This window comes from Gilliamella apicola (assembly GCF_000599985.1).
GTDB lineage: Bacteria > Pseudomonadota > Gammaproteobacteria > Enterobacterales > Orbaceae > Gilliamella > Gilliamella apicola.
Window position 1 is genome coordinate 1,179,258 of the sequence record NZ_CP007445.1, and the last position, 21,983, is coordinate 1,201,240.

Sequence of the window (21,983 nt, forward strand, 5' to 3'; positions counted from 1 at the left end):
GAAAAAACTCGTGGAGATGTGTCGCGAGTTTTTTCTTTTTTTATTTAATTCAGTAAAACATATATGATAGATTGTTATAAAGACAATCTAAACTTAATAATAGTATTAAACAAAGCTACTACTATTACAGCCATAAGCTTTATGTATATAAATAAGATATAATTATACATATGAAAGTTATTAAATAAAATTTCCAATAATCATGTAAATTGGTAATGGCTTCAACAATGTCCTCTCCTCTTTATCGATTAGTGGCTAAACTAAATGAATTTTCTGATTTAAATAGTTTTATATCCGTGATAATTAATGAAATACCCATAATAGTAGTAATGATAAATAATCAACTAATGCAACCTCCAAAAATAGCTATGACGCCAGAAATTTGTCGTATAGTTGCAATGAAGTTCATCTGTTATGCTTAAAAATTCTGTAGTGTTAATTGAAATAAAGCTAGTTTCATTGATATCCATGTTAATTCCTTATATTATTATGTTCTATCTTGAAAAAAGATGGATAGAACACCGCTTATTTATTATGTCGAGGTAAGTTTGCAAAAAAAAATCAACTTAAATCAATTCTCTATCGCGCCAATGCTGGACCTAACCGATAAACACTGTCGTTATTTTCATCGAATTTTAACCAAAAAAACGCTTTTGTATACCGAAATGGTGACAACAGGTGCAATACTATTTGGCAAAGGTGATTATTTAGCTTTCAACCAAGAAGAACACCCAATTAGTTTACAATTAGGTGGCAGTGACCCTAAAGCACTTGCGCAATGTGCAAAGTTGGTACAACAACGTGGATATGACGAAATTAATCTTAATGTAGGTTGTCCATCAGATCGTGTACAAAATGGTATGTTTGGTGCTTGTTTAATGGGGAAAGCTGATTTAGTAGCAGATTGTATTGAGCAGATGCAAGATCAGGTTGATATACCTGTCACAGTCAAAACACGAATTGGAATTGATGATTTCGATAGTTATGATTTTTTGCGTGGATTTATTGATAAAGTAATGCCTTATACTAATACTTTCATTGTGCATGCTCGCAAAGCTTGGTTATCTGGTTTAAGTCCTAAAGAAAATCGTGAAGTACCTCCACTTAATTATGAGCGTGTTTATCAGCTTAAGCTCGATTACCCAAACTTAACTATCGCCATTAATGGTGGCATAAAAACAATAGACGAGATCAGACAACACCTATGTCACGTAGATGGTGTAATGGTTGGCCGAGAAGCGTATCAAAATCCATTATTACTAACCCATATTGATTCACAGATTTTTGGAGCAGATTTGCCAATCATTGAACCGAAAGCTGCTATTCGCGCACTCTATCCTTATCTTGAACAACAATTAACCCAAGGTGCACAGCTAAACCACATCATGCGCCATACACTGGGAATCTTTAACGGTTGTAAGGGTGCAAGGCAATGGCGTCGATATCTTAGCGAAAATGCTCATAAAAAAGGTGCTGGCATTGAGGTTGTAGAACAAGCATTAGCCTTTATTCAATAAAATTTACTTCTAATTTGTTACAATTGCACGTGGCTAGTATATCGTTATATACTAGCCGCCAATTTTCTTAATGGTTTATACTCTGTGCGTTTAAATTCAAGTCAACAACAAGCCGTCGAATATGTCTCAGGTCCATGCCTTGTTTTAGCAGGTGCTGGCTCTGGCAAAACTCGGGTTATTATTAATAAAATTGCCTATTTAATTCGGGTTAAAGAGTATTTGCCAAGACATATTGTTGCTGTTACTTTTACTAATAAAGCTGCACGTGAAATGAAAGAACGTATTGCTCATTCAATCACTAAACAAGAGGCTAGGGGACTTAAAATTTCAACGTTCCATACTTTAGGACTTGATATTGTTAGAAAAGAATATAAACATTTGGGTATTAAATCCAATTTTTCATTATTTGATGACCATGATCAAACAGCATTACTGAAAGAATTAACACAGCAATGGCTTGAAGGGGATAAAGATCTAATCAATCAACTTCGCGCTATGATATCAAACTGGAAAAATGATATTGTTGATTCAACCATAGCTATGGCTCGCGCACAAACCAATAAAGAAAAGCTTTTTGCACATTGCTACCAATTATACGAAAAACAGTTAAAAGCGTGCAGCATATTGGATTTTGATGATCTTATTTTATTGCCTACATTGTTATTAAAAAATAACGAAGAAGTGCGTGAAAAATGGCAAAATCGAATACGCTATATGCTGGTAGATGAATACCAAGACACCAACACAAGTCAATATGAATTTATTAAATTACTGGTTGGCGATAGAGCCAAATTTACGGTAGTAGGAGATGATGATCAATCTATCTACTCTTGGCGTGGTGCCCGTCCACAAAATTTAGTATTACTTAATAAAGACTTCCCAAATTTAGAAGTCATTAAACTTGAACAAAATTACCGATCATCTGGTCGAATATTAAAAGTTGCTAATATTTTAATCGAAAATAATCCACACATTTTTGAAAAAAAACTTTTTTCTGAACTGGGTTATGGAGAAACATTAAGGATCATATCTGCAGATAACGAAGATTCCGAAGCAGAAAAAGTGGTAAATGACTTAATAGGGCATCGTTTTGCTAACAATAGCCAATATGGTCAATATGCCATATTATATCGAGGTAATCATCAATCACGCTTAATTGAAAAAATGCTAACGCAATACCGCATCCCATATCGAATATCAGGCGGTACTTCATTTTTTGCCCGTATTGAAATTAAAGATCTTATGGCATATTTGCGTTTATTGACCAATCCTGATGACGATAATGCCTTTATCCGTATTATTAATACTCCAAAGCGGGAAATCGGTCCAGTAACCATACAAAAACTGGGTGAGTGGGCAAATCATCGTGGAGTGAGCTTATATCAAGCGAGCCATGATATGGGGTTGACGGAGTTACTTTCAAGTAAACGTATGGAAACGTTGCATACCTTTATTCATTGGTTTGATTCATTAATTGAAAAATCACTCACTGAGCCAATGGATGCCATTCATGAACTAGTACATGGCATTCATTACGAAAGTTGGATCTATGAAACATCAGCATCACCAACAGCAGGCCAAATGCGGATGCGTAATGTTGAACAGCTAATTAGTTGGTTAAATGAGATGTTACAAGGTGATGATATTGATGAAAGTATGACCTTAGAACAGGCTGTAGCAAGATTTACTCTGCGTGATATGCTTGAACGTAATGAAGGCGAAGAAGATTTAGATCAAGTTCAGCTTATGACATTACATGCTTCAAAAGGTCTAGAATTTCCTTATGTTTATTTGATTGGCATGTCAGAAGGGCTATTACCTCATCAGACCAGTATTGATGAAGATAATATTGAAGAAGAGCGTCGTCTTGCATATGTTGGTATCACAAGAGCCCAGCGTGAGCTTACATTCTCATTTAGCCGCCAACGTAAACAGTTTGGTGAAACGGTATATGTCGAGCCAAGTCGATTCTTATTAGAATTACCTCAAGATGATTTAGATTGGCAAGATGTACCAAACCAACTATCACCAGAAAAGAAAATGCAACAAGGCCAAAGTCGGCTAGCCATGCTAAAGGCTCAAATAGCTAATGCCAAATAACTTATGTTATTGCTAAATATTATATTGGTAGAATTATTGAACAAAAAATTAAAAAGTTACCAATATTGTCATGTGAAACTCTTAAATATCATCAACGATTTATACAAAGATCAATCGTTAATAGTAAATCATAAATTTCTTTACATAGTTTCAATGAATAATACGTGTTTTTACTTTGTAAAAAAAATTTCTTTTTAAAGTAGATTTTTGACTTTATTTAAGCAAACTAAGCTAGTTGTGAATTTCATATTGGGTAATTTTGAGTCAATCGAAATCAAACTTAGAAATATTAAGGTATAAGTGAGTCAGTTTAATCAATGTGTTGATAAAAGTGAAATGGTCTCTCCTATATGAGAAATTATCACTTATTAATGAATTTATTAATATGCAAAAAAACGGCAATCATATATTGCCGTTTTTGTCAGCACTTTAATATTAATTAATAAAACTCAGATTCTAAAGAGCTAATACTTCCGATATTTCCACTTACAGAATAACTCATTAAAAAAGATAATGTGCTTGCAATTTTCTTATTATATTGTCTTTGAAAATTAAATTGTCGGGCAATTTTATCATAATATTTTTTAGATAAGTCTCTTGCTTCTTTTTTTCGTCCTAGATTATGAAGTATTCTGATATTACCAACAGATAATGTTAATAGTGGATATCTATCACTTTTACTTCTATCTAATAATGATAAACCTTCTAAAATATTTTTTGCTTGTTCTAGATAATCTAATGCCATGTTTGAATTTTCATGGACAATTTGTTCAGCAAGAATTAATAATTGTTGTGCAAAAGCGTGCTCTATGTGAGGTGACTCTGGATATGCGTCTCGTGCTATACGTAGTTTTGATAAAGCATCAAATTGTTGATCAAAGGATCTTAAGGCTAATGCATATTGAAGTAAAAATAATCCATCAAGTTCAAATTTCTTTTCAAACATCAAATATATGTCAAGAATTAATTTTATATTATTTTTAAGATATTTTTTTAATACTTTAAAATTAACTAGTCCTTTGTATATAGCACTTTCTTTAGATGAAATATGTTTAATTACTGGTTTTTCATAATCAGAAAAAGCTTTTATATAAGCAATAATTATATTTTGTAATAAATCCAAGCCAACACAATTTGATAGTATTTTTTCAGCAAAAACCCTATGCCTTGCAGAAATAAAACCATTACTATTTTTTAATATGCCAGACATGTTTTTGCATATTTCGTTTACATGTTTTGAACAATTGAGTTCTTTCATAGCCCTAATTAGGGTCGCTTCAGACGCATCTACTCTTTGGATAGCAGCTAATGAAACTAAAAGTAATAAATATTTTTCTGATGTTTCTGTTATATTATTGTACTCTTTTTCTATGATTTTATCATAGCCTTCTCCAGAAGTAGCCTCAATTAATCCAATTAACAATTGTTTTTTTGCCCTTTTATATATCTCAAGACGTCGGTTTTTTAGGGACATTTTACTTAATCTCGTCCAATTACCATATTGTTTTAGTTTTTCAAGTAGAATATCAACATCTGAATTATCAATTTGTGTGTAATCTTGAGTGAAAATAGAACAATTTTGAAAATGCTCAATCCCCCTACTTTTCCATATACTTTCATTTTCTGCACATACAAAAATAACAAACTTTGATAAATTATTTTCAATAATTCGAGATATAAGGTTTGCGTTTTCGGCTATTCGCTCAATACAAAGATAGTATTTACTATTATTTCTTCTGTCTAAATAAGAAATTAATTTATCTAAATCATTCTTAAATTCATTTATATAATACACTTGATTAGTTGTTGATTCTGATAATTTTAAAGCTATTTGTTTTAAAGCTGTAGTCTTACCCGAGCCTGCGGGCCCTGTAATAATAAATAATCTATTGTTATTACTATCAACGATATTTGCATATAATTTTTTAGTTGCTTGTAATTCTGCAGGAACAAAATCGAGAATATCTCGCCATGTAGGCTTGAATCCCTTATAAAAATCTCGGATTTGTGATTTAACGGATTCTTTTGTAGCTAAATCAAGAGTTGTTCTATTTATAACCAATACATCCTCTAAAAGAGATTTATCTGAACTGTTAGTTTCATCAAACTCTACTATTGCAGGATGTAAATTTGTTAGTTTCAATATATCATTTGATTTTAATCCATTAGGGAATGTTTTCTTAAGCCAAGAAGTAAAATCCGATAAATTTCCTTCAATATGTTGAATATTTGAACTTTTTAAACTTGTTTTTTGTGAAACTGATAGTTTCGGAACGAGTAAATAACTTTTAGTGTTTTGTTGATTAGTCAAAGTTTTATATTTTTGTATCTGATGATAAAATAATGGTTCATTTAAAGTAGTTCCAATAAACAAAAAAACAAATCTAGTAAAATCTCGCGCTAATTCTTGATACCATAAAGGCTCTGTTGCCGAACCTTCACCATATTCAGTGGGTGAAAAAATAAATCCTTCATCAGGATTACAAATATCACCATTGAGTTTAATATAATCGATAGTTGAATAAAGTTGATCAAAGTCCTCAATATAACTGTTACGTCGTCTAACATTAAACTTAAAAACATTTTGTGTGTTAGCTGCTTTTTCTAATGCATCATCTATATTAAATGTATAAATTCTAGGAAATGGATAAGTTACTAATTCTAAGTATTCCTTAGATGGAATACAATGTTTGAATTCTTTTTCTAGTACCTTTATTACAGTAATTTTCCCTGCAATTTCATTAGCTGAAGTATATACATCTGAAAGTCTATCATTTTCATCAAGTGTCAATCCTACATTTTCAGCTAGTATTTTGGTTAATTCCGAACTTGTTGGTAATTGTTTTCCTGATAAATTCTTTGAAGAACATCAAGCCCCTGCACCTAATAGTATAACTAATCGTCCTCTACGAATAGATTCTTCAATATATGTATTCATAATGTGTATTTATTTTAGTAAATTGTAATATTAATTATAAAATGCTTTATGGAAAAAAGTAACTATATAATTGTTTTATAAATTATAGATATTAACCAAGAACCCAGCGAAATTGGTTCTTGGTTATTGATCAGTCCTAAGCTGATAAGCTATTACTAACTCTTTTTGGATAAACATAAATAGTCAGCCACCATTGAATCATTTGAGTACGAGCATCTAGATGTAAGGCTTTGTGGATATAGGTTGTCTCTTACATCATTGTGTACTTGGTGGCTTATTTGGTGTTTTATAGCGTCTTTATACCGTAATCTAGGCTATCCCAATGTATCACATGTTTACTTATTCTAAACCTATAACTATATATTTTGTTATTTGTAACATATATTTATTATTCGTAATGCTGTGTTTAAAGTGTTTTCACTTTTAGATTTATAAAGGTTTTAATCTTTTATAAATACTATCTAGTATTTATTTCTCATCGCATGAATATGTTTTAAGATTGCTATTGCTTGATTACTTAGTGGCACGATACGCACTGTTTTCATCTTAGCCGCACGATAAGAGAACCGAATCTTACCTTTATTGGTTTGAATAATTCATATCTTTCATTAAAGTAAATTTCTAACCATGATGGTGACACATTGGTATTAATATATGGATTTAATCCTTGAGTTAATAGTGAAGTTAAAAGTATTTTAAATTTTGATTAGATTAAAGCAGTTAGTTTTTTTATATTTAATTTAAGGAAAAATCCCAATAATTTCTGTAAAACATTGAAAAAAGAAAGATAAAAAGTAGATATAGGATTTTTCTGAACCAAAATGCGATGACTTTTTAACTTTATGATGGCGTTGATTGGATTGAATTAAGTTGACAGTTAAAAGCTTTAAATTCTTATAGTAAAAAGTTTAAGCCGGATAGATACTGTTAGGTAAGTGCTTTGAAGATAGTAAAATGGCGTCCCCTACAGGATTCGAACCTGTGACCTACGGCTTAGAAGGCCGTTGCTCTATCCAGCTGAGCTAAGGAGACTTTGATGCGTTTTTTTGAATAAACGCAATGTATTATATAAATCTATTTCTATCCGTCAATGATTTTTAACTGTTTTTCGATTGGATTGTCAAAATATCATCAATTTAACCAATTAACTTTTTAATTTCACCAAAATGCTAAGTTAAAATTGAACCATACCTAACTGTTATTAGGGATAAAATCAGACGAGTTTATGGCGTCAGGGTATTGAGTATATCCATCACAAATATTATCCCAGTTTGCTTTTGAATCGGTATAAACGTGTATACGATCTTCTGTCATAATTGGTTCATTAATAAGTCCGATACGTAAACGGTAAGTATTACTATCATTTTCTCGAACTGAAAAAATATGCGATCCACAATTTGAACAAAAATGGCGATTAACGCCATTACTGGCATAAATTTTTATATTTGATTCACCTTTAATAAAAGTTAAATCTGTTTTTTTTATTATTGCAGATGCATTAAATGCTGTTCCAGTTTGCTTACGACATCTTGAGCAATGACAAAACACAATAGTTTTAATATCACTATTTACCTGATAAACAACTTCTCCACATAAACAATTGCCTGTTATCATGATTGAATTCCTTTTATTAATGTAATAAATTTAAACTTATTTTTCATGTTAATATATAAAAATAAATAAACAAGTGAATAAATTAAGTTATGTTAATGACAATTATCATTGAAAAGCTACTATAAGCGGCTTTGAATGCAAGAAATGCAAGGATGTTAATTATTTTCGTTTAAAATTTTCATCATTTTTAGTGTATTCATATGTTTCATTAATTAGTCCCGCGATTCTTAAAATATTTTCAGGCTTATCAATAATAATTTGCTCGCCTGCGCCTATTTCGAGTACTCCTCTCTTAACCTTTTCTTTAATTTTTTTGTTAATTCAATTAGTAATAGAATGGATAACAGTAATCAATTGTCATAAGAACTATCTATCAGACTTGATAAAGTTTTATGATATAGGATATTAATATCAATATTTTAAGATTATACAAATAAACTAATAAGGATTTATATCAAAGCCTGCCAATTTTTCTATAATAAAATCATAATGTTTGATACTTTTTTACAAAATTTAATATAAGTTAATTTAAATATATTAAGACGTATTGTTAAAGGAACCATTAAGATACTTAAATATTAATTGTATTTTGCTGTTTTATAGAATGTTTTTTTATAAAGCGGGAAGAGAGTTGTCCCGCTTTTATTTTTATTGATAGATATATGATTTATGAGCAGACTAAACAACGTGATTAGCGATAGTTTAGTCTGCATATCTTATAATTTTAACGCTTGTACGCTTTGTACTAAATCAGCAAGTTGAGTGACAATTTGATTACCTGTATTGGATTCATCGCCACCCAGTGTTTTATTTCTAATAAAGTCATTTTTAATTTGTTGCCAACGCTCCGTTTGTTCTTTTGTAAGTACTCCTCGAATTTCAGCTAGTTTGAGTAGATTTTCTTCTGCGCCGTTAGTTAGCAATTGTGCTTCACCTAGGTAATGATCTTCAATAACTTGATTAAGTTCTTCATCATTCATTACTGATGAAATTTTTTCGGTGAGTTTATTCATATTTCGATAACTACCTTGTAACTTGAATGGAGGTTCAGTACGGTATTTATCTGATTGTGCCGCACTAATGATATATTGTTGATTAACTTTAAATACTACTTCACGAATTTTTAATAAGTGGCGTAGTACTGCAACAATTTCACTAATTTCAGCTTGGCTATAATCATAGCTCAATTCATTGGTATTAAGTGGTTTGCCTTGGGCATGATCAATAAGATGATAGAGATCATTAAGGTCACGTAACGCCAAAGGAGAGAGAATTGAATTAGAAGTTAGACAGTTTTCAATATAACTTGAAGCAAAAACTTCATCCATTCCACCAAGGACTTCACCTAGGTTATATATGTCAGCACGGTTAGCTAACATATCGGGTATTTTGAATACCTCACCTGACTCGGTATATGGGTTACCGGCCATTATCACACAGAATTTTTTACCTCTTAAATCATAAGTTTTTGTTTTACCTTTCCAAACCCCTTCGATGCGACGTGAGCCATCACATAGTGATATAAATTTTTGTAAAAATTCAGGATTAGTATGTTGGATATCATCCACATAAAGCATAACATTATTACCCATTTCCAATGCTAAATTTAACTTTTCAAGTTCTTGACGTGCTGTTGCATTTGGTGCTTGTTCAGGATCGAAAGATAAAACACTATGTCCTAATGCCGGTCCATTAATTTTCATAAAAATCAGGCCTAAACGATTAGCGATATATTCCATTAATGTTGTTTTACCATAACCAGGCGGAGAGATAAGTAATAATAATCCCATTAAATCGGTTCGTCGACTTTCCCCAACAGTACCCATTTGTTTGGCTAGGTTATCACCAATAATAGGAAGATAAACTTGATTGATAAGTTTATTGCGAACAAATGAACTTAACGGTTTTGCTTTGAATTCATCAATGTGCAAAAAGTATCGCTGTTCATCAAGAACTTCTTGACGCAATGTCTGGTAATGTCGAAATTCAGGAATGATGACTCGTGCATGTTTGCGCATACGACTGAAGAAATCATCAAGGTTGATATTTAATACCCCTTGTTTGATTGTCGGATGTTCGCCTAACAAGTCGCTAACCGTGATATCTAGTTCAAGTTCACTAATTTGTATACTTATACTATTTTCTTTGTCTAGCATGCATAGCAAGATTGCTTCAGGTATGTAGTCAGCTAATTTCTGATATTGAGGTAGAGTACAAAGCCCCTTATACCAACTTTCAATAAGATTCCAGCGATCAGCTAAGCGAGTTTTTAAATTAAGTTGCGATTGATTAAAGTCGCCCCACATATGAAGCTCTTCCAATTTGGCTTTTAGTCCTTCATACATGTAAATGCTGTATTTGCTTAAGTTAAACTCTTGCGGTATTTCAGCCAGCGCATAGCTTAAATATTCAGTCGCTTGTTTGATATGAAAATTATCATGTTTTATTGGATACGTTTGCAAGAATTGATTTAGCTCTGTAGCCATTTCTGCTTGTAGATTAATTAATCCTTCATCATGACCAAATAGAGCTTGAATATCTTTGCAGGTCTTGGCTCTTTCCGGCCATAATTTTGCAACATCACTTTTTTGATTATATTGCCAAAATAACATAGCCAAACTACGAGCTAATGGATTGTAACGCAATAAGCCTGCTGCCTCACCTAGTGGAATAAGTTTTGATAAGATTTTTACCGCGTCGTGATCATGAATACCTTTTTCATAACCTTCTCGATATCGCATGGCTGCATAATCACGAACAGTTTTAACCAAACTTTCAGGTTGACTTAATTGAGTAACTAATTCTTCATAACTGATATCAAGATCTTTTTTTAATATGGCGTTGATAATAGAATAGGCTAGATATTCACCACGATAGACTGTTGGTGACTCTGATTCAAGTGATATAGTCCAGAACGGTTTATAACTCTCTAATTTACTATTCTCTATTTTTTCTTGATAATCTGTACCCGTTAATTGCAAATATAAATGTGTTTCTTTTGGAACAATAGTTAGGTCAAGCTCTTGTGTGTTTACGCTGAATTTGTGTTTTGGACCTAATTTTATAACGTTGCCACCAGATTCGAATATTTCTGATTTATCTCGTAATGCGCGTATGGCCTGATCACGTGCACTTTTAAAACGTGATTCAATATCATCCGCTTTGACGTTATCAAACAGATCTCTTAATTTTTCTACAATTTCTCGGATTTTTAATGCTAGTGGATCTGCTACAAAGAAAGCATTAAGTTCATTTTGATCTGAAAATTTAGCTGTACGTCTAGGTATACTATCTAAAATGCGAACAGCTGCGGTAAGAAGGGCTTCAGTGCGTCTTGTCCGATCTTCAAGTAATGCTTGTTTGTGGGTTTCGAAAGATTCTAATATTTCTTCGCGTTTCGTCAGTATGTCATTAAGGAACTCTTCACTTTCACTAAATTGATTTTCAAGTTCTTCAAGTTGAACAAGTAGTCTTGATAGTTCATCGTCGCATTTTTCTGGTGTGGTTGCGATACTTAAAGCACTTGCGATGCTTTGACTAAATAGTTTGAATTGGGCGCCAAATTGGGCAATCATTTCGACACTAGATAGATTTTTTCGTTTTTGATTGATCCTTGCTTTGGTTTGGTTTAGTTTGGCATATACTTCGGCAATAGATTCAATAATTCTAGTTTGTAATGTAACGTCTTCAAATTTTAATGAAGCCATTAGTTGCGAGAGCATATCCAAGTCATTGGACATTTCATCAGTATTTTTTATCGGTTCAATAAGCTTTGCTACAGTGTCAGCTTGTTCCATATATTTTTCAATTTTATCTATTTTTAAAATAAATGGTTCAAGTGCTTTGTCACTACCTAAAAATTCGGCTGTTGCCAATGATACTAAAGATTGGCGTTCTTTTAGCTCATTTTCCATTTTATCAATTTGTTCTAAATTGATATAACGATAGGTTCTCAATGTTACAAGGCGGCCTAATTGCATTTTTATTGCATTAAGCGCATCGACAAATTCTTGGGTTTCCTGCCAGCTATCAGGATATAGTTTAGCTAATAAATCTTGTTGATTGGTAATGGCTTCACGCATCGCACTTTCGGATTGACGGCGTATGCTTTCTACTTTTTCATATTCATCAAGTACTAATTCACTGGTTTGGGTAATATTACGAAGTATTGGTGAAAATGATAGATTTTTTTCATCAGCAAGCCAAAAATAAGTATCGAATAATCTTTTAGTATCTTCACTTAGTTTGCCATAGAGCTGTGAAGAGGCGGATTGATTATCAATTTCGCGAGAAATAAAATAGAGATCAGAAATTCCACGTACTAATTCTGCGTTCCCGATTTTGCCTAAAAAGGTATTGTTTGTTGGCTGTGTTGCTGCAAATTCGTCACTATAAAACGGCGTTTGCCAGATTTGCATAGGATGGACGCGAGTTGGTTCATCGTTTTCTCCTTCAAATACCACCATTCGACCGTCTTCAAATACGGCATAACCATGACCTAGAATTGGGTTATCCAATTTTCGTTCTATCATGTTGTAATTGAATAAAGCTAAGCGGCCAGAATTTGGATCGTAAAAAATGTATAAAACATCTTCCCCATTTGGTGAACGACGAATTCGTCTAAAACGCATCCCTGTCATAGATTGATCGAATGTTTTATATTCCCCATTTTGTAGGTAGTAACCACCTGGGAATATCACCCCATGATCTTCTGGAAGTTGAATACAAGCTTGACCAATAAAGTCAATTCGTTGTACTTTTTGGGTAAGTGTATTATAGATTAGATATCGCCAATTATCTTCTCGGTAGGGTAGGACTTTTAAAAGAATTAATGCACCTACTTTTGCATATTCAATTTTTGCATCGTTTATCGATTGATTTTTATCTAATACCTCTTCACGATAAATACCTAGTCCATCGTTAGTATTGTTTTCACATTTTATGGTAAGGTCACCACCAATGGTTTCAACAAAAACGGTATCAAGAATATTTACATGGGAGAATCGACCGTTAACAATGTTTTCACGGGTAGTTTCAGTCCATTCAAAATCATAAGCAGGAGGTAACGCAATATCACGTTCACCCCGATTATCAATATAGTTAATCGTTTTTTTATCACTGGATATTGACCAGCGAAACACTCGAATGTCACTTACTCTTTCACCAATCTGGAAACTGGCAAGGAGCTTGCCGTCTCGTTCAACAAGTTGCAATAGTTGAGCATTTTTATAGTAAGTATAAAGTTCATTGAAGTCTTGAACAAAACGATCAATATTTAAAAAGGTATTTGATAGATCAACGGGATCCGCTTCGTAATTTTCATCACGTTCAACAAGTTGATAAAGTGAAAATACATCTTCAATTTTGGTTTCTTTTTTCAATCCTAAAAAGACGTTGTAACCAAATAATAACCAATCACCAAATCTAACGATATCTCGAGCGATACAATTGTTTTCGGTTCTTATGCGAATGCGACCAATGATCGACATATCACTTTTACCAAATTCAGAAAGTCGTTGTTGATTTAACGCTTCAGTTTTTTGATTGAGTTCTTGGCCCAATGATGTTAAACGTTTACGAAGAATTTCGTAGGCTCCGCCTTCTGCGACTGCTTTATCGAGTGTGTTTTGTTGCTCGTTTTCTTGTTCTATTTCTGCCATTTTTTACTCTTGATCTTTTTACAGAGAATCTATTACCTTCGGTAAAACTGAATATTCTACCGAAGGAAGATAATAGTGATAATGTAAACTTAATAATGATTTAACGATAATTGAATTGTTTAATACTATAAATCATCATTCCTTTCATTATTCGCTTTTTTCATCACTATTTGATGGTAAAAATTGTTTAGCCAGTGCTTTTAAATCAGTGTTTTTTAGTGTTTCGTTTAAATCGATATTTTTATTACCTGACAAACGTGATAGTACTGATTGTAAAGCAGATTGTAGTACTGGGCTTTGGTTTACAGTTCCTTCAATTGCTTTACCGACACTGATAGCTTTAGAGAAGCTGTTAAAGAAGTTATCATTACCTCCAACAATTTCAATGTTCGCTTTGCTAAATGCAGCAGCAAGAACATCTGCTTGTTCTCTGGCAATCTCTTTATTAGCAGCAATAGCAGCCATAGCTTGTTCGAAGCCTTTTTCAAGCGCCAAGCGGAACTCTTCATGATTTTTAGATTGTTCATTCATCGTACCCATTGCTTGGAATTTCTCAACAAGACCATTAGCTTCGGCTGTTAAGCGTTCACGAATAACCAGTGCCTCAGCTAAACCTTGTTCTTTAGTTGCTGAAGCTTTAGCAAATCCAATGCGTTCATCACCGCGAGCTTGAGCTGAAAGTTTTTCTTCAAGAACTTTAGCTTCGGTTAGACCTTGTTTTTCTGTTGCTAATGCTTTCGCTTCAATAACTTTTGCTTCTGATAAGCCTTTTTCTTGATTTCCTTTTGCTTCAGCAAGTAAAAGCTCAGCAGTAATATTAGCTTTTACTAAACCTTCTTTTTCTTCTGCTTCGGCACGAGCTTTGCGAACTTTGGCTTCAGCTAAACCGATAGCTGCTTCTTCTGCTTCAATACCTTGAGCTAGTTGTTTTTTCGCTTCAGCTTGTTTAGCGGCAACCTCAAGTTCAGCTTGTGCAATTGTACTAATTTCAATTGCACGATGTTTAGATGATTGTTCATCAGCTTCAGCTTGTTTAACTTGTTTAACTAACTCTTGTTCAGCTCTAGCTTCTGCTTCAATGATGGTTGTTTGTTTTTCACGATCAGCTTTGGAAACTTCTCGCACTTCTTTGATATTTTCTTCTTCAACAGCTACCGTTTTTTCAACTGCAACTCGTTCACGAATTACATTGGCAATATGTTTCTTTTCTTCTTCAAGAACTTTGTCTTTTTCAATGCGTTGTAATTCTACTTCTCGCTCACGAGCAACAATTTCCAATGAACGGGCTCGTTCGACGCGTTCTTCTTCGATAGCAATTGCTCTAAGACGATTTTGCTGAGCAACTTCAACCTCACGCATGCGGTTTTCTTCACGCACTTCAATTTCTTGTTGTGCTTGGATTCTTGCTTGTTCTGATTTTAGACGCTCTTCTTCTTGTACTTTTAATGTTTCGGCTTGTTCGCGAGCTCGAATGGTTTCTATTTCGCGTTTTTGACGAGCTTCGGCATCCGCTTGTTGACGTTCAAGTTCTAATTTAGCTTCAATTGTTTCGGTATCTTTTTTCTTTAACGCTAATTCAAGATCTCTTTCACGTTTATTAGTTTCATCCTTATGAACAGCAGTGATAGAGGTAATTTTGTTAATACCTTCGGCATCAAAAATATTATCAGGATCGAGTGATTTTATTGGAGTTTGTTCTAAGTAGTCGATAGCAACATCTTCGAGAGCATAACCATTAAGATCTTTACCTATTACATCAATAATACGTTCACGGAAATTCATACGATCTTCAAATAGTTTTGCTAGCTCAAATTGCTTTCCTACTGTTTTTAAAGCTTCTGAAAATTTCGCACTAAACAGTGAGCTTACCGCTTTTTGGTCAGATGCTCTATCTACACCTATTGATTTAGCAACTTTTAAAACATCTTCAGTTGTCTCATTAACACGAAGATAAAAAGCAACACATATATCAGCGCGTAAGTTATCTTTACAAATTAAACCATCTTTACCGCGACGTTCTACATCAAAAGTAATTAAAGATATTTTCATGAACTCTTTTTTGTAGATGACAGGGTAAACCAAAGCACCAGTAAAATGCACTTTAGGTTTTGACGTCATGTCATTAACGATAAGTGCTGTACCTTGCGGAACTTTGATATAAAACGCTTTAAACAATAAGAAAAAACCAACGATTACTAGAAAGGCTATTCCAACAATTACTAGAAAAAACATGATGGTATCAGTATTGATTGACATAATTTATTATTCTCCAAAAAAATATTAACTTTACTATCCATTAAATTCTTTAACGCTAATAATTTCATAGCTGTTATTTGTTGTTTCATAACGTATTAGGACAGCTTTATCCCCACGTTTGAATTGGTATGAGTCAGTACATCTAACTTGTAGAATCAATCCAGCACCACCATCTTCATAAATAGCTTCTCCTTTCGTTTCATTTACAAAGCTTGAACGAATTTCAACAGTTTGTCCCAATAATGATTTATGATTATTGGGGCTTTCTAATTTACTGAACAGTGGTCGAAGAGGTTTTATAATGAATGCAGTAAAATATACTGCAGCAATAAAGGCAATTACGAAAATAAAAAAACCAGTTATGTAATAAATTAGCAATAAATTACACAGAGGTAACATAAAGAAACGAAAGGCGAAATAGCAGATTGACCAACCTATTAATGAAATCAAAGTGATAACAAGTGTCATCGGAACTTTGTTAAAACCTAACTTCATCAATAAACCAGTAAATCCTGAGGCAGTATTCGAAATGTCCAATGGTATATCATTAATATCGACATTCAGTTCTAGATCTAAACAATCAATGCTTAAAATACCAAACGCTGCTACTAACCAATATAATACACAAAGTGTTAACAATCCACTAAATATGATTACTGGAAAAGAAAAAAATATTCCCCAGAAAAGCTCCATTATTTTTCCTTATATTAATTTTCATAATTAATTAGTCTAAATTAGTTAAATAATTAATTGCGTTAACTATTTTAACCTAAAAGTTTTTTTTATTGAATCATTTGCTTTTCTTTTAATTTTGCTAATATTGCAGCTGCATTTTGGTTGCCTGATTTGATTCCTGCAGCTTCAAGCTTACTATCAAGTGTACTTTTATTTTCAAGCTTAGCTAATTCATTTTTAGCTTCGATAACTGCACTGTTTTTCTCTTGACGTTTTTTTATTCGATCTAAAGAATCTAAAGCAGTTTGTAATTTTGCAGTTGAACCGCCATATCGTTGTGCAACTGCTGATTGTGCTTTTTGAACGCTTTCAGTTGCTTTCACAATATCAACTTGTTGTTTTAAATTTCGAATATTGATTTCCGTTTGTGAAATTGATTGACGTAAGCTTTTTACAGTTTCATCAAAGTAAGTGGCTTGTTGCTTATTGTTTTCAAGTTCATTTTCAAGAAAGCCAAGTTTTTCAGCTACTTCAAGTGCTAATTCTTCATTGCCACTTTCAAGAGCTTTGATTGCATAACTTTCATATTCATCAATTTTAGATTGAGTTTCTTTAACAATTTTTTCTGCTAATTTCTGTTGTGCAAGTATATTTGCTAATGATTCTTTAGCTTGTTTTAATTCACTGTCTGCATCGCGAATTTCTTGATCGAGTATTCTTAGCGCTTGAGTGTCAACGATTGTTTCTCCGGCTTCATTAATACCACCTCGAAGAGCTGTAACAAGTTTTTTGAAGATAGCCATGTTTAATCTCCTTATTATTGATTTAGATTTAATTAGTTAAGAGCGATGTGATGTTCAAAAGCTTCTGTAGCTTTAATAACATTGTCAGATAAAGTTTCTAATTCATAGACAATATTACTTAAGAGTGAAGATGAACTTAACGCACCATACATAATGTAGTTGACTGAGCCGTCTCCAGCTTTTTCAATTGCTATTGTTGATAATGGAAAAAGTTTTCGAGTGCATAAAATTTCTTCATTAAATTGAGTTTTATTTTTAACTATATCAACAGGCCAAAGTAAACATTCAACAACAATTTGTTGATTTGATACACTTAAAAATAAAGGTAAATCACCATATTCATGCATGATGATATGTAAACAGGCATCCACGCCATCAATGACTTCAATACTTGCATGACTTTGTTTAACTAATTCAGATTGCACTAATTTATTATAAAGAGCTTCTATTGACCAAATTTCGTTTCTTTCCATTTCATTAAATTCCTGTTTATGATTAATATTTTTGTTTTTAACTAAAGACTGGCGAAATTGTTTTTCAATTTCCAATAATTTAGTTGTATTTTCAGGTAAAATCCAAACTTCTTTTTTGACCAAACCTTGTTCACGCAATCGTTGACGGTATTGTTGCTGGTAAAAAGCTGAATTTTTGGTCTCTTTGGTTTTTTTCATAACGCCTGTTTGGTGATTTGTTAAATTTATGTAAATTATATTACCATAAAAATATTACATGTAAATATCACATGTAATATTTTTTTTGATAAAAAATAAACCTTAATTGTGCGTTAGAATATGATGAATATATCTTTATAAATCAATATATAAAATTAATTGAAATGTTTTAACTGATGCGGTAATTATATCTTTTGGGTAATTTGTTAAAGTTATGTAAGACATGTTACCACAAAAATATTACATGTAATTTTTTTATGGTAAAAAAATAACCCGCATTAGCGGGTTAGAAAATGATAAATGTATTTTAAGATATTTTTTAGAAATCAATATTTAAACCTAGCTGGAATGTTCTACCCGGTGCGGTAAACATCTCTAGGTATTTATGATCTGAAGTGCTGTATAATTTATTATTACTTAGGTAATCCCAGTACTTTTGATCAGTAAGGTTGTAGATACCTCCGCTCAATCTAATATTATTGGTGATATTTATATAACCTGTTAAATCAACAATACCATGGCCGGCGATTCTAAAATAATCCTCAGATGAATCTTTAATCGGCTGTCCTTCGTTAAGATATGTTTCGCGAGAGGTTGCATCAGCTTTCTTACCCTTTTGGAATGTTGCTGTTAGGGAAACACCATAGAATTTATTTGGGTCATCCCATGATAAACCAATAGTACTTTTTAATGGTGCAATAGTATCCATCTCAATATATTTATCACCTAAATAACTTGATTTTGATTTACCTTTGTTATAACCAATTGCGAAACGTGCACTTAAGCCATTGAGCGATTCTACCCAAGTACCAATATTAAATTCACTATTTAATTCTGCACCAAAGGTATAAGCTTTGTCACGGTTTTCAGATTGGTAAACTAAACGATTGCCTATACCAACAAAATTTTTTCTATAACGTGTGAAAGCAATAAAGTTTTTGTACTTGTTATAAAAAGCAGATGACGATAACGTAATTCCTGATATTGGTTGACCTTTTACACCAAGTTCAAAATTATCGCCTGTTTCAGTTTTTAAATTAGAATTACCAACAAGTACATACATAGTGCTATGTGCTAAATAAGAACCATATAATTGGTTTTGATTTGGCATTTGAGCACTACGTTTATATTGTAGATAAGCAGTAAAATTAGGATTAATATCATACATAAATGCCATTGATGGTAAAACTTTGAAATCACTGTTACTACTATATTGGCTACCTAATTGGTGTGAATTCACATTAGATACTGACATGTTTTCAAGATTGCGTGGCTTGGTATTTTGATAGATTGCTCTGACACCAGGCACTAAATAAAAGTTATTACTATTGTTAGTATTAAAGCTAATGCGATCTTCAAAAAATCCACCTAACTGATAACTTTTACTGTCGGCTTGTGGTTTGGAATAATCTCCGTCTGGGAAAATCACGCCGTGTTGTGATTTAGCTGATGTAAAGAATGGCGATTCATCTTCACTCCATTTACCATTTAAACCCGCACTGATTTTTTGGTTATCAATTTGTTTTATTAAAGTAGTAATAAAATTATATGCTTTAGTATTATAGTTGGTTTGAGTATAAAAATTACCTTTGGATTTATGTTGCAATTTTGTGTCATCAAAGACATTGGTGCGTTGATAATTTAACTGTGTTGTTAATGTATCGATCCAGCTAATATTAGTAGGTTGCCATATATCTTTAATTGCTAAGTTAAAGCGGTTATTTTTACTACGTTGATGGTCGAATGATTCAATGTATTTACCGTTTTTGTCCCAAGTATCATAATGTGAATTTTTGGTTTTACTATTGTAATCGACAGTCGTATTGAGTAAATGTTCTTCTGTCATTTGCCAACCAAAGCCAGCTAAAATTGAGTTAGAGTGCCAATTTTCTGGATAACTGTTTATTGAATCACCATGATTTCTTGTTTGTTGCCCATCTCGACGACTTAGTACAATAATACCATTGAGGTGATCATCACCACCAGCCATAGTAATTCCTTGATGATAGCTTCTATCTGAGCTGTCATAATTATTTTGGAATCCAAAATAACTGGTTTTACCCGGATATAGATAGTAACTAGCCGTTTTAGTTTGGAAAGATACCGAACCGCCTAAGGCATTATTAGCATTACTTACAGATGTAGCACCTGATTGAATATCAACTTTATTGTACATGTAGGTATCGATGTAATCGCGCCCAATACCATAAGAACCGAAACCTGCTCGACCGACCGAATTAACTCGACCTTGAGCTATAGGTAATGGCATACCGTCAACGTCAATTGATACGCGGTTAGCATCTAAACCACGAATATTATAGCCACTGAAACCTCCTCGGTCCCAACTACTTTTACCGGTACCTGAACCGGAAATATTACCTGGAGCTGAAATCAGTGGTTGATAACGCATGAGAGTACCAAAGTTAGTACCACCGTCACGGCGGATATCATGTTCGGATATTTCAGTATTTGTACCTGGTTTCTTGGTCGCTTCGTGAGCGGTCACTGTTATGACGTCATAATTTTCATCATCGAGTTTGGTGGTAGCCATTGCTGGCATGACAACTGATAATCCTAAAGCTAAAGTACCGGTTTTTTTTAATTTAGTAAAATTAATCATTTTAATCCTTTCAAATATAATAAACTAAATAAAATCATTAAGATAATTAACATTTAAGTTGATCATCTTTTTAATTTAATCAATCTGCTAAATAATTTTTTACTTCAATTTTTTTCTTAATTGTTATTGAAGATAAAAGCCATCATAAAGAATCTTTGCAACTTCATCGACGCGAGGCCCAATACCAAATAGGTATCCATCATCAATGGTAATAATTCGGTGATTTTTGAACGCTGCTGTTTCTGTGATACCTGGTATAGTGTCGATTTTATCTGACCCACCAAGTTGCTGAATTGAGTGGCTATTTAAAACAATAACATCAGGATTCATTGCAATGATAGATTCGGCTGTGTAGCTTTTATAACTGTTATGTTTTGCTAGATTTTCACCGCCAGCGATAGTAATTAAAGCATCCGCTGTGGTGTTTTTCCCTGCTACTGAATTGGTTCCACCCATGCTCATTAAAAATAGAACTTTTGCTTTATTGGGTTGCATATCGATTTTTTGTTGGATTTGTGAAAGATTGTCCTTGATATGATTTATAAGCTGTTGTCCTTGATCTGGTTTTTGTAATTTATTAGCTATTTTTTCAATATTTTCATAAAGTAATTCAAGAGTTCCAGGAACACGTTTTAATGATAAAACATCAACTTTAGCTTGAGTAACTTGACTAATAATATTGTCGGGCTCTGCATCGCTTAAAGTAATAAACAACGTTGGGTTTAAAGATAAAATTCCTTCTATATTTAATAATTTCCAATAACCAATTTGGGGTAGAGTGGTAACGGATTGTGGATAAGTGCTAGTTTTATCAACGCCAACTACTTTATCACCTTCACCCAACGCAAAAACAATTTCGGTTAATGAACCACCTGCAATAACAATTCTATCTTGAGCTGAAGTGATATTTATGAACGCGTTAAAAGTGAAAATTAACAAAAATATATTTAATTTTGTTATGAAATTTTTCATTATTTACTTCCTATGTATAAATTTTAGTATCCGCGATAATATAGTGAAAATGATAACTATTATCAATACAATTGTTTTTTATTCCTCAATTTTTTCAGGCAAAAAATTTTTTCTTAACTAGATTTTTAACAATTTCAATATAAATAATCAGTTAAAA

General features: G+C 32.6%; 12 protein-coding genes and 1 tRNA gene. 3 read left to right on the top strand and 10 right to left on the bottom strand.

Annotation, left to right across the window (positions count from 1 at the left end):
- Positions 1-215: 215 nt before the first annotated feature.
- From GAPWK_RS05330 to rep, 3 genes are all read left to right on the top strand, one after another.
- The gene (locus tag GAPWK_RS05330) at positions 216-422 is read left to right on the top strand and encodes a hypothetical protein (RefSeq protein WP_146206946.1); all 207 of its coding nucleotides are present in this window, start codon (positions 216-218) and stop codon (positions 420-422) included.
- An 87-nt stretch (positions 423-509) separates the two neighbouring features.
- On the top strand, positions 510-1,517 hold the full coding sequence (gene dusA / locus GAPWK_RS05335; protein WP_051516239.1) for a tRNA dihydrouridine(20/20a) synthase DusA: 1,008 nt from the start codon (positions 510-512) through the stop codon (positions 1,515-1,517).
- Between the two features lie 84 nt (positions 1,518-1,601).
- Positions 1,602-3,617 (top strand): DNA helicase Rep, encoded by a 2,016-nt coding sequence (gene rep / locus GAPWK_RS05340; protein WP_025316845.1) that lies wholly within the window; start codon positions 1,602-1,604, stop codon positions 3,615-3,617.
- 439 nt (positions 3,618-4,056) lie between these two features.
- Here the strand turns inward: rep and GAPWK_RS14120 are convergent, their stop codons facing one another.
- The 10 genes from GAPWK_RS14120 to GAPWK_RS05390 form a co-directional block, all read right to left on the bottom strand.
- Complete coding sequence (locus GAPWK_RS14120) at positions 4,057-6,408, bottom strand: P-loop NTPase (RefSeq protein ID WP_025315237.1); 2,352 nt, start codon at positions 6,406-6,408, stop codon at positions 4,057-4,059.
- Positions 6,409-7,510: 1,102 nt separating this feature from the next.
- Positions 7,511-7,587: transfer RNA gene (locus GAPWK_RS05350), tRNA-Arg, on the bottom strand.
- A gap of 159 nt (positions 7,588-7,746) precedes the next feature.
- Positions 7,747-8,169, bottom strand: coding sequence for a GFA family protein (locus tag GAPWK_RS05355; RefSeq protein ID WP_025315238.1), 423 nt, complete (start codon positions 8,167-8,169; stop codon positions 7,747-7,749).
- Between the two features lie 716 nt (positions 8,170-8,885).
- Positions 8,886-13,829: a DNA repair ATPase gene (locus tag GAPWK_RS05360; protein WP_025315239.1), complete on the bottom strand. Its 4,944-nt coding sequence runs from the start codon at positions 13,827-13,829 to the stop codon at positions 8,886-8,888.
- Between the two features lie 147 nt (positions 13,830-13,976).
- Positions 13,977-16,085 carry a flotillin family protein gene (locus GAPWK_RS05365; protein WP_051516240.1) on the bottom strand — a complete coding sequence of 703 codons (2,109 nt, stop codon included), beginning with the start codon at positions 16,083-16,085 and terminating at the stop codon, positions 13,977-13,979.
- A 33-nt stretch (positions 16,086-16,118) separates the two neighbouring features.
- Positions 16,119-16,778, bottom strand: a complete 660-nt coding sequence (locus GAPWK_RS05370; RefSeq protein ID WP_025315241.1) for an OB-fold-containig protein — start codon at positions 16,776-16,778, stop codon at positions 16,119-16,121.
- An 89-nt stretch (positions 16,779-16,867) separates the two neighbouring features.
- The gene (locus GAPWK_RS05375) at positions 16,868-17,563 is read right to left on the bottom strand and encodes a PspA/IM30 family protein (protein ID WP_025315242.1); all 696 of its coding nucleotides are present in this window, start codon (positions 17,561-17,563) and stop codon (positions 16,868-16,870) included.
- A gap of 32 nt (positions 17,564-17,595) precedes the next feature.
- A complete protein-coding gene (locus GAPWK_RS05380; RefSeq protein WP_025315243.1) occupies positions 17,596-18,234 on the bottom strand; it encodes a YjfI family protein in 639 nt (212 codons plus the stop codon).
- A gap of 319 nt (positions 18,235-18,553) precedes the next feature.
- Positions 18,554-20,854, bottom strand: coding sequence for a TonB-dependent receptor domain-containing protein (locus GAPWK_RS05385; protein WP_025315244.1), 2,301 nt, complete (start codon positions 20,852-20,854; stop codon positions 18,554-18,556).
- A 123-nt stretch (positions 20,855-20,977) separates the two neighbouring features.
- Positions 20,978-21,826, bottom strand: a complete 849-nt coding sequence (locus GAPWK_RS05390; RefSeq protein WP_025315245.1) for a heme/hemin ABC transporter substrate-binding protein — start codon at positions 21,824-21,826, stop codon at positions 20,978-20,980.
- Between the last annotated feature and the right edge of the window lie 157 nt (positions 21,827-21,983).

Excerpts from the sequence above, each read along its gene's own strand:
- GAPWK_RS05330 (WP_146206946.1), top strand. The coding sequence starts at position 216 with ATGGCTTCAACAATGTCCTCTCCTCTTTATCGATTAGTGGCTAAACTA.
- dusA (WP_051516239.1), top strand. The coding sequence starts at position 510 with ATGGATAGAACACCGCTTATTTATTATGTCGAGGTAAGTTTGCAAAAA.
- GAPWK_RS05355 (WP_025315238.1), bottom strand. The coding sequence starts at position 8,169 with ATGATAACAGGCAATTGTTTATGTGGAGAAGTTGTTTATCAGGTAAAT.
- GAPWK_RS05360 (WP_025315239.1), bottom strand. The coding sequence starts at position 13,829 with ATGGCAGAAATAGAACAAGAAAACGAGCAACAAAACACACTCGATAAA.
- GAPWK_RS05365 (WP_051516240.1), bottom strand. The coding sequence starts at position 16,085 with ATGTCAATCAATACTGATACCATCATGTTTTTTCTAGTAATTGTTGGA.
- GAPWK_RS05370 (WP_025315241.1), bottom strand. The coding sequence starts at position 16,778 with ATGGAGCTTTTCTGGGGAATATTTTTTTCTTTTCCAGTAATCATATTT.
- GAPWK_RS05375 (WP_025315242.1), bottom strand. The coding sequence starts at position 17,563 with ATGGCTATCTTCAAAAAACTTGTTACAGCTCTTCGAGGTGGTATTAAT.
- GAPWK_RS05380 (WP_025315243.1), bottom strand. The coding sequence starts at position 18,234 with ATGAAAAAAACCAAAGAGACCAAAAATTCAGCTTTTTACCAGCAACAA.
- GAPWK_RS05385 (WP_025315244.1), bottom strand. The coding sequence starts at position 20,854 with ATGATTAATTTTACTAAATTAAAAAAAACCGGTACTTTAGCTTTAGGA.
- GAPWK_RS05390 (WP_025315245.1), bottom strand. The coding sequence starts at position 21,826 with ATGAAAAATTTCATAACAAAATTAAATATATTTTTGTTAATTTTCACT.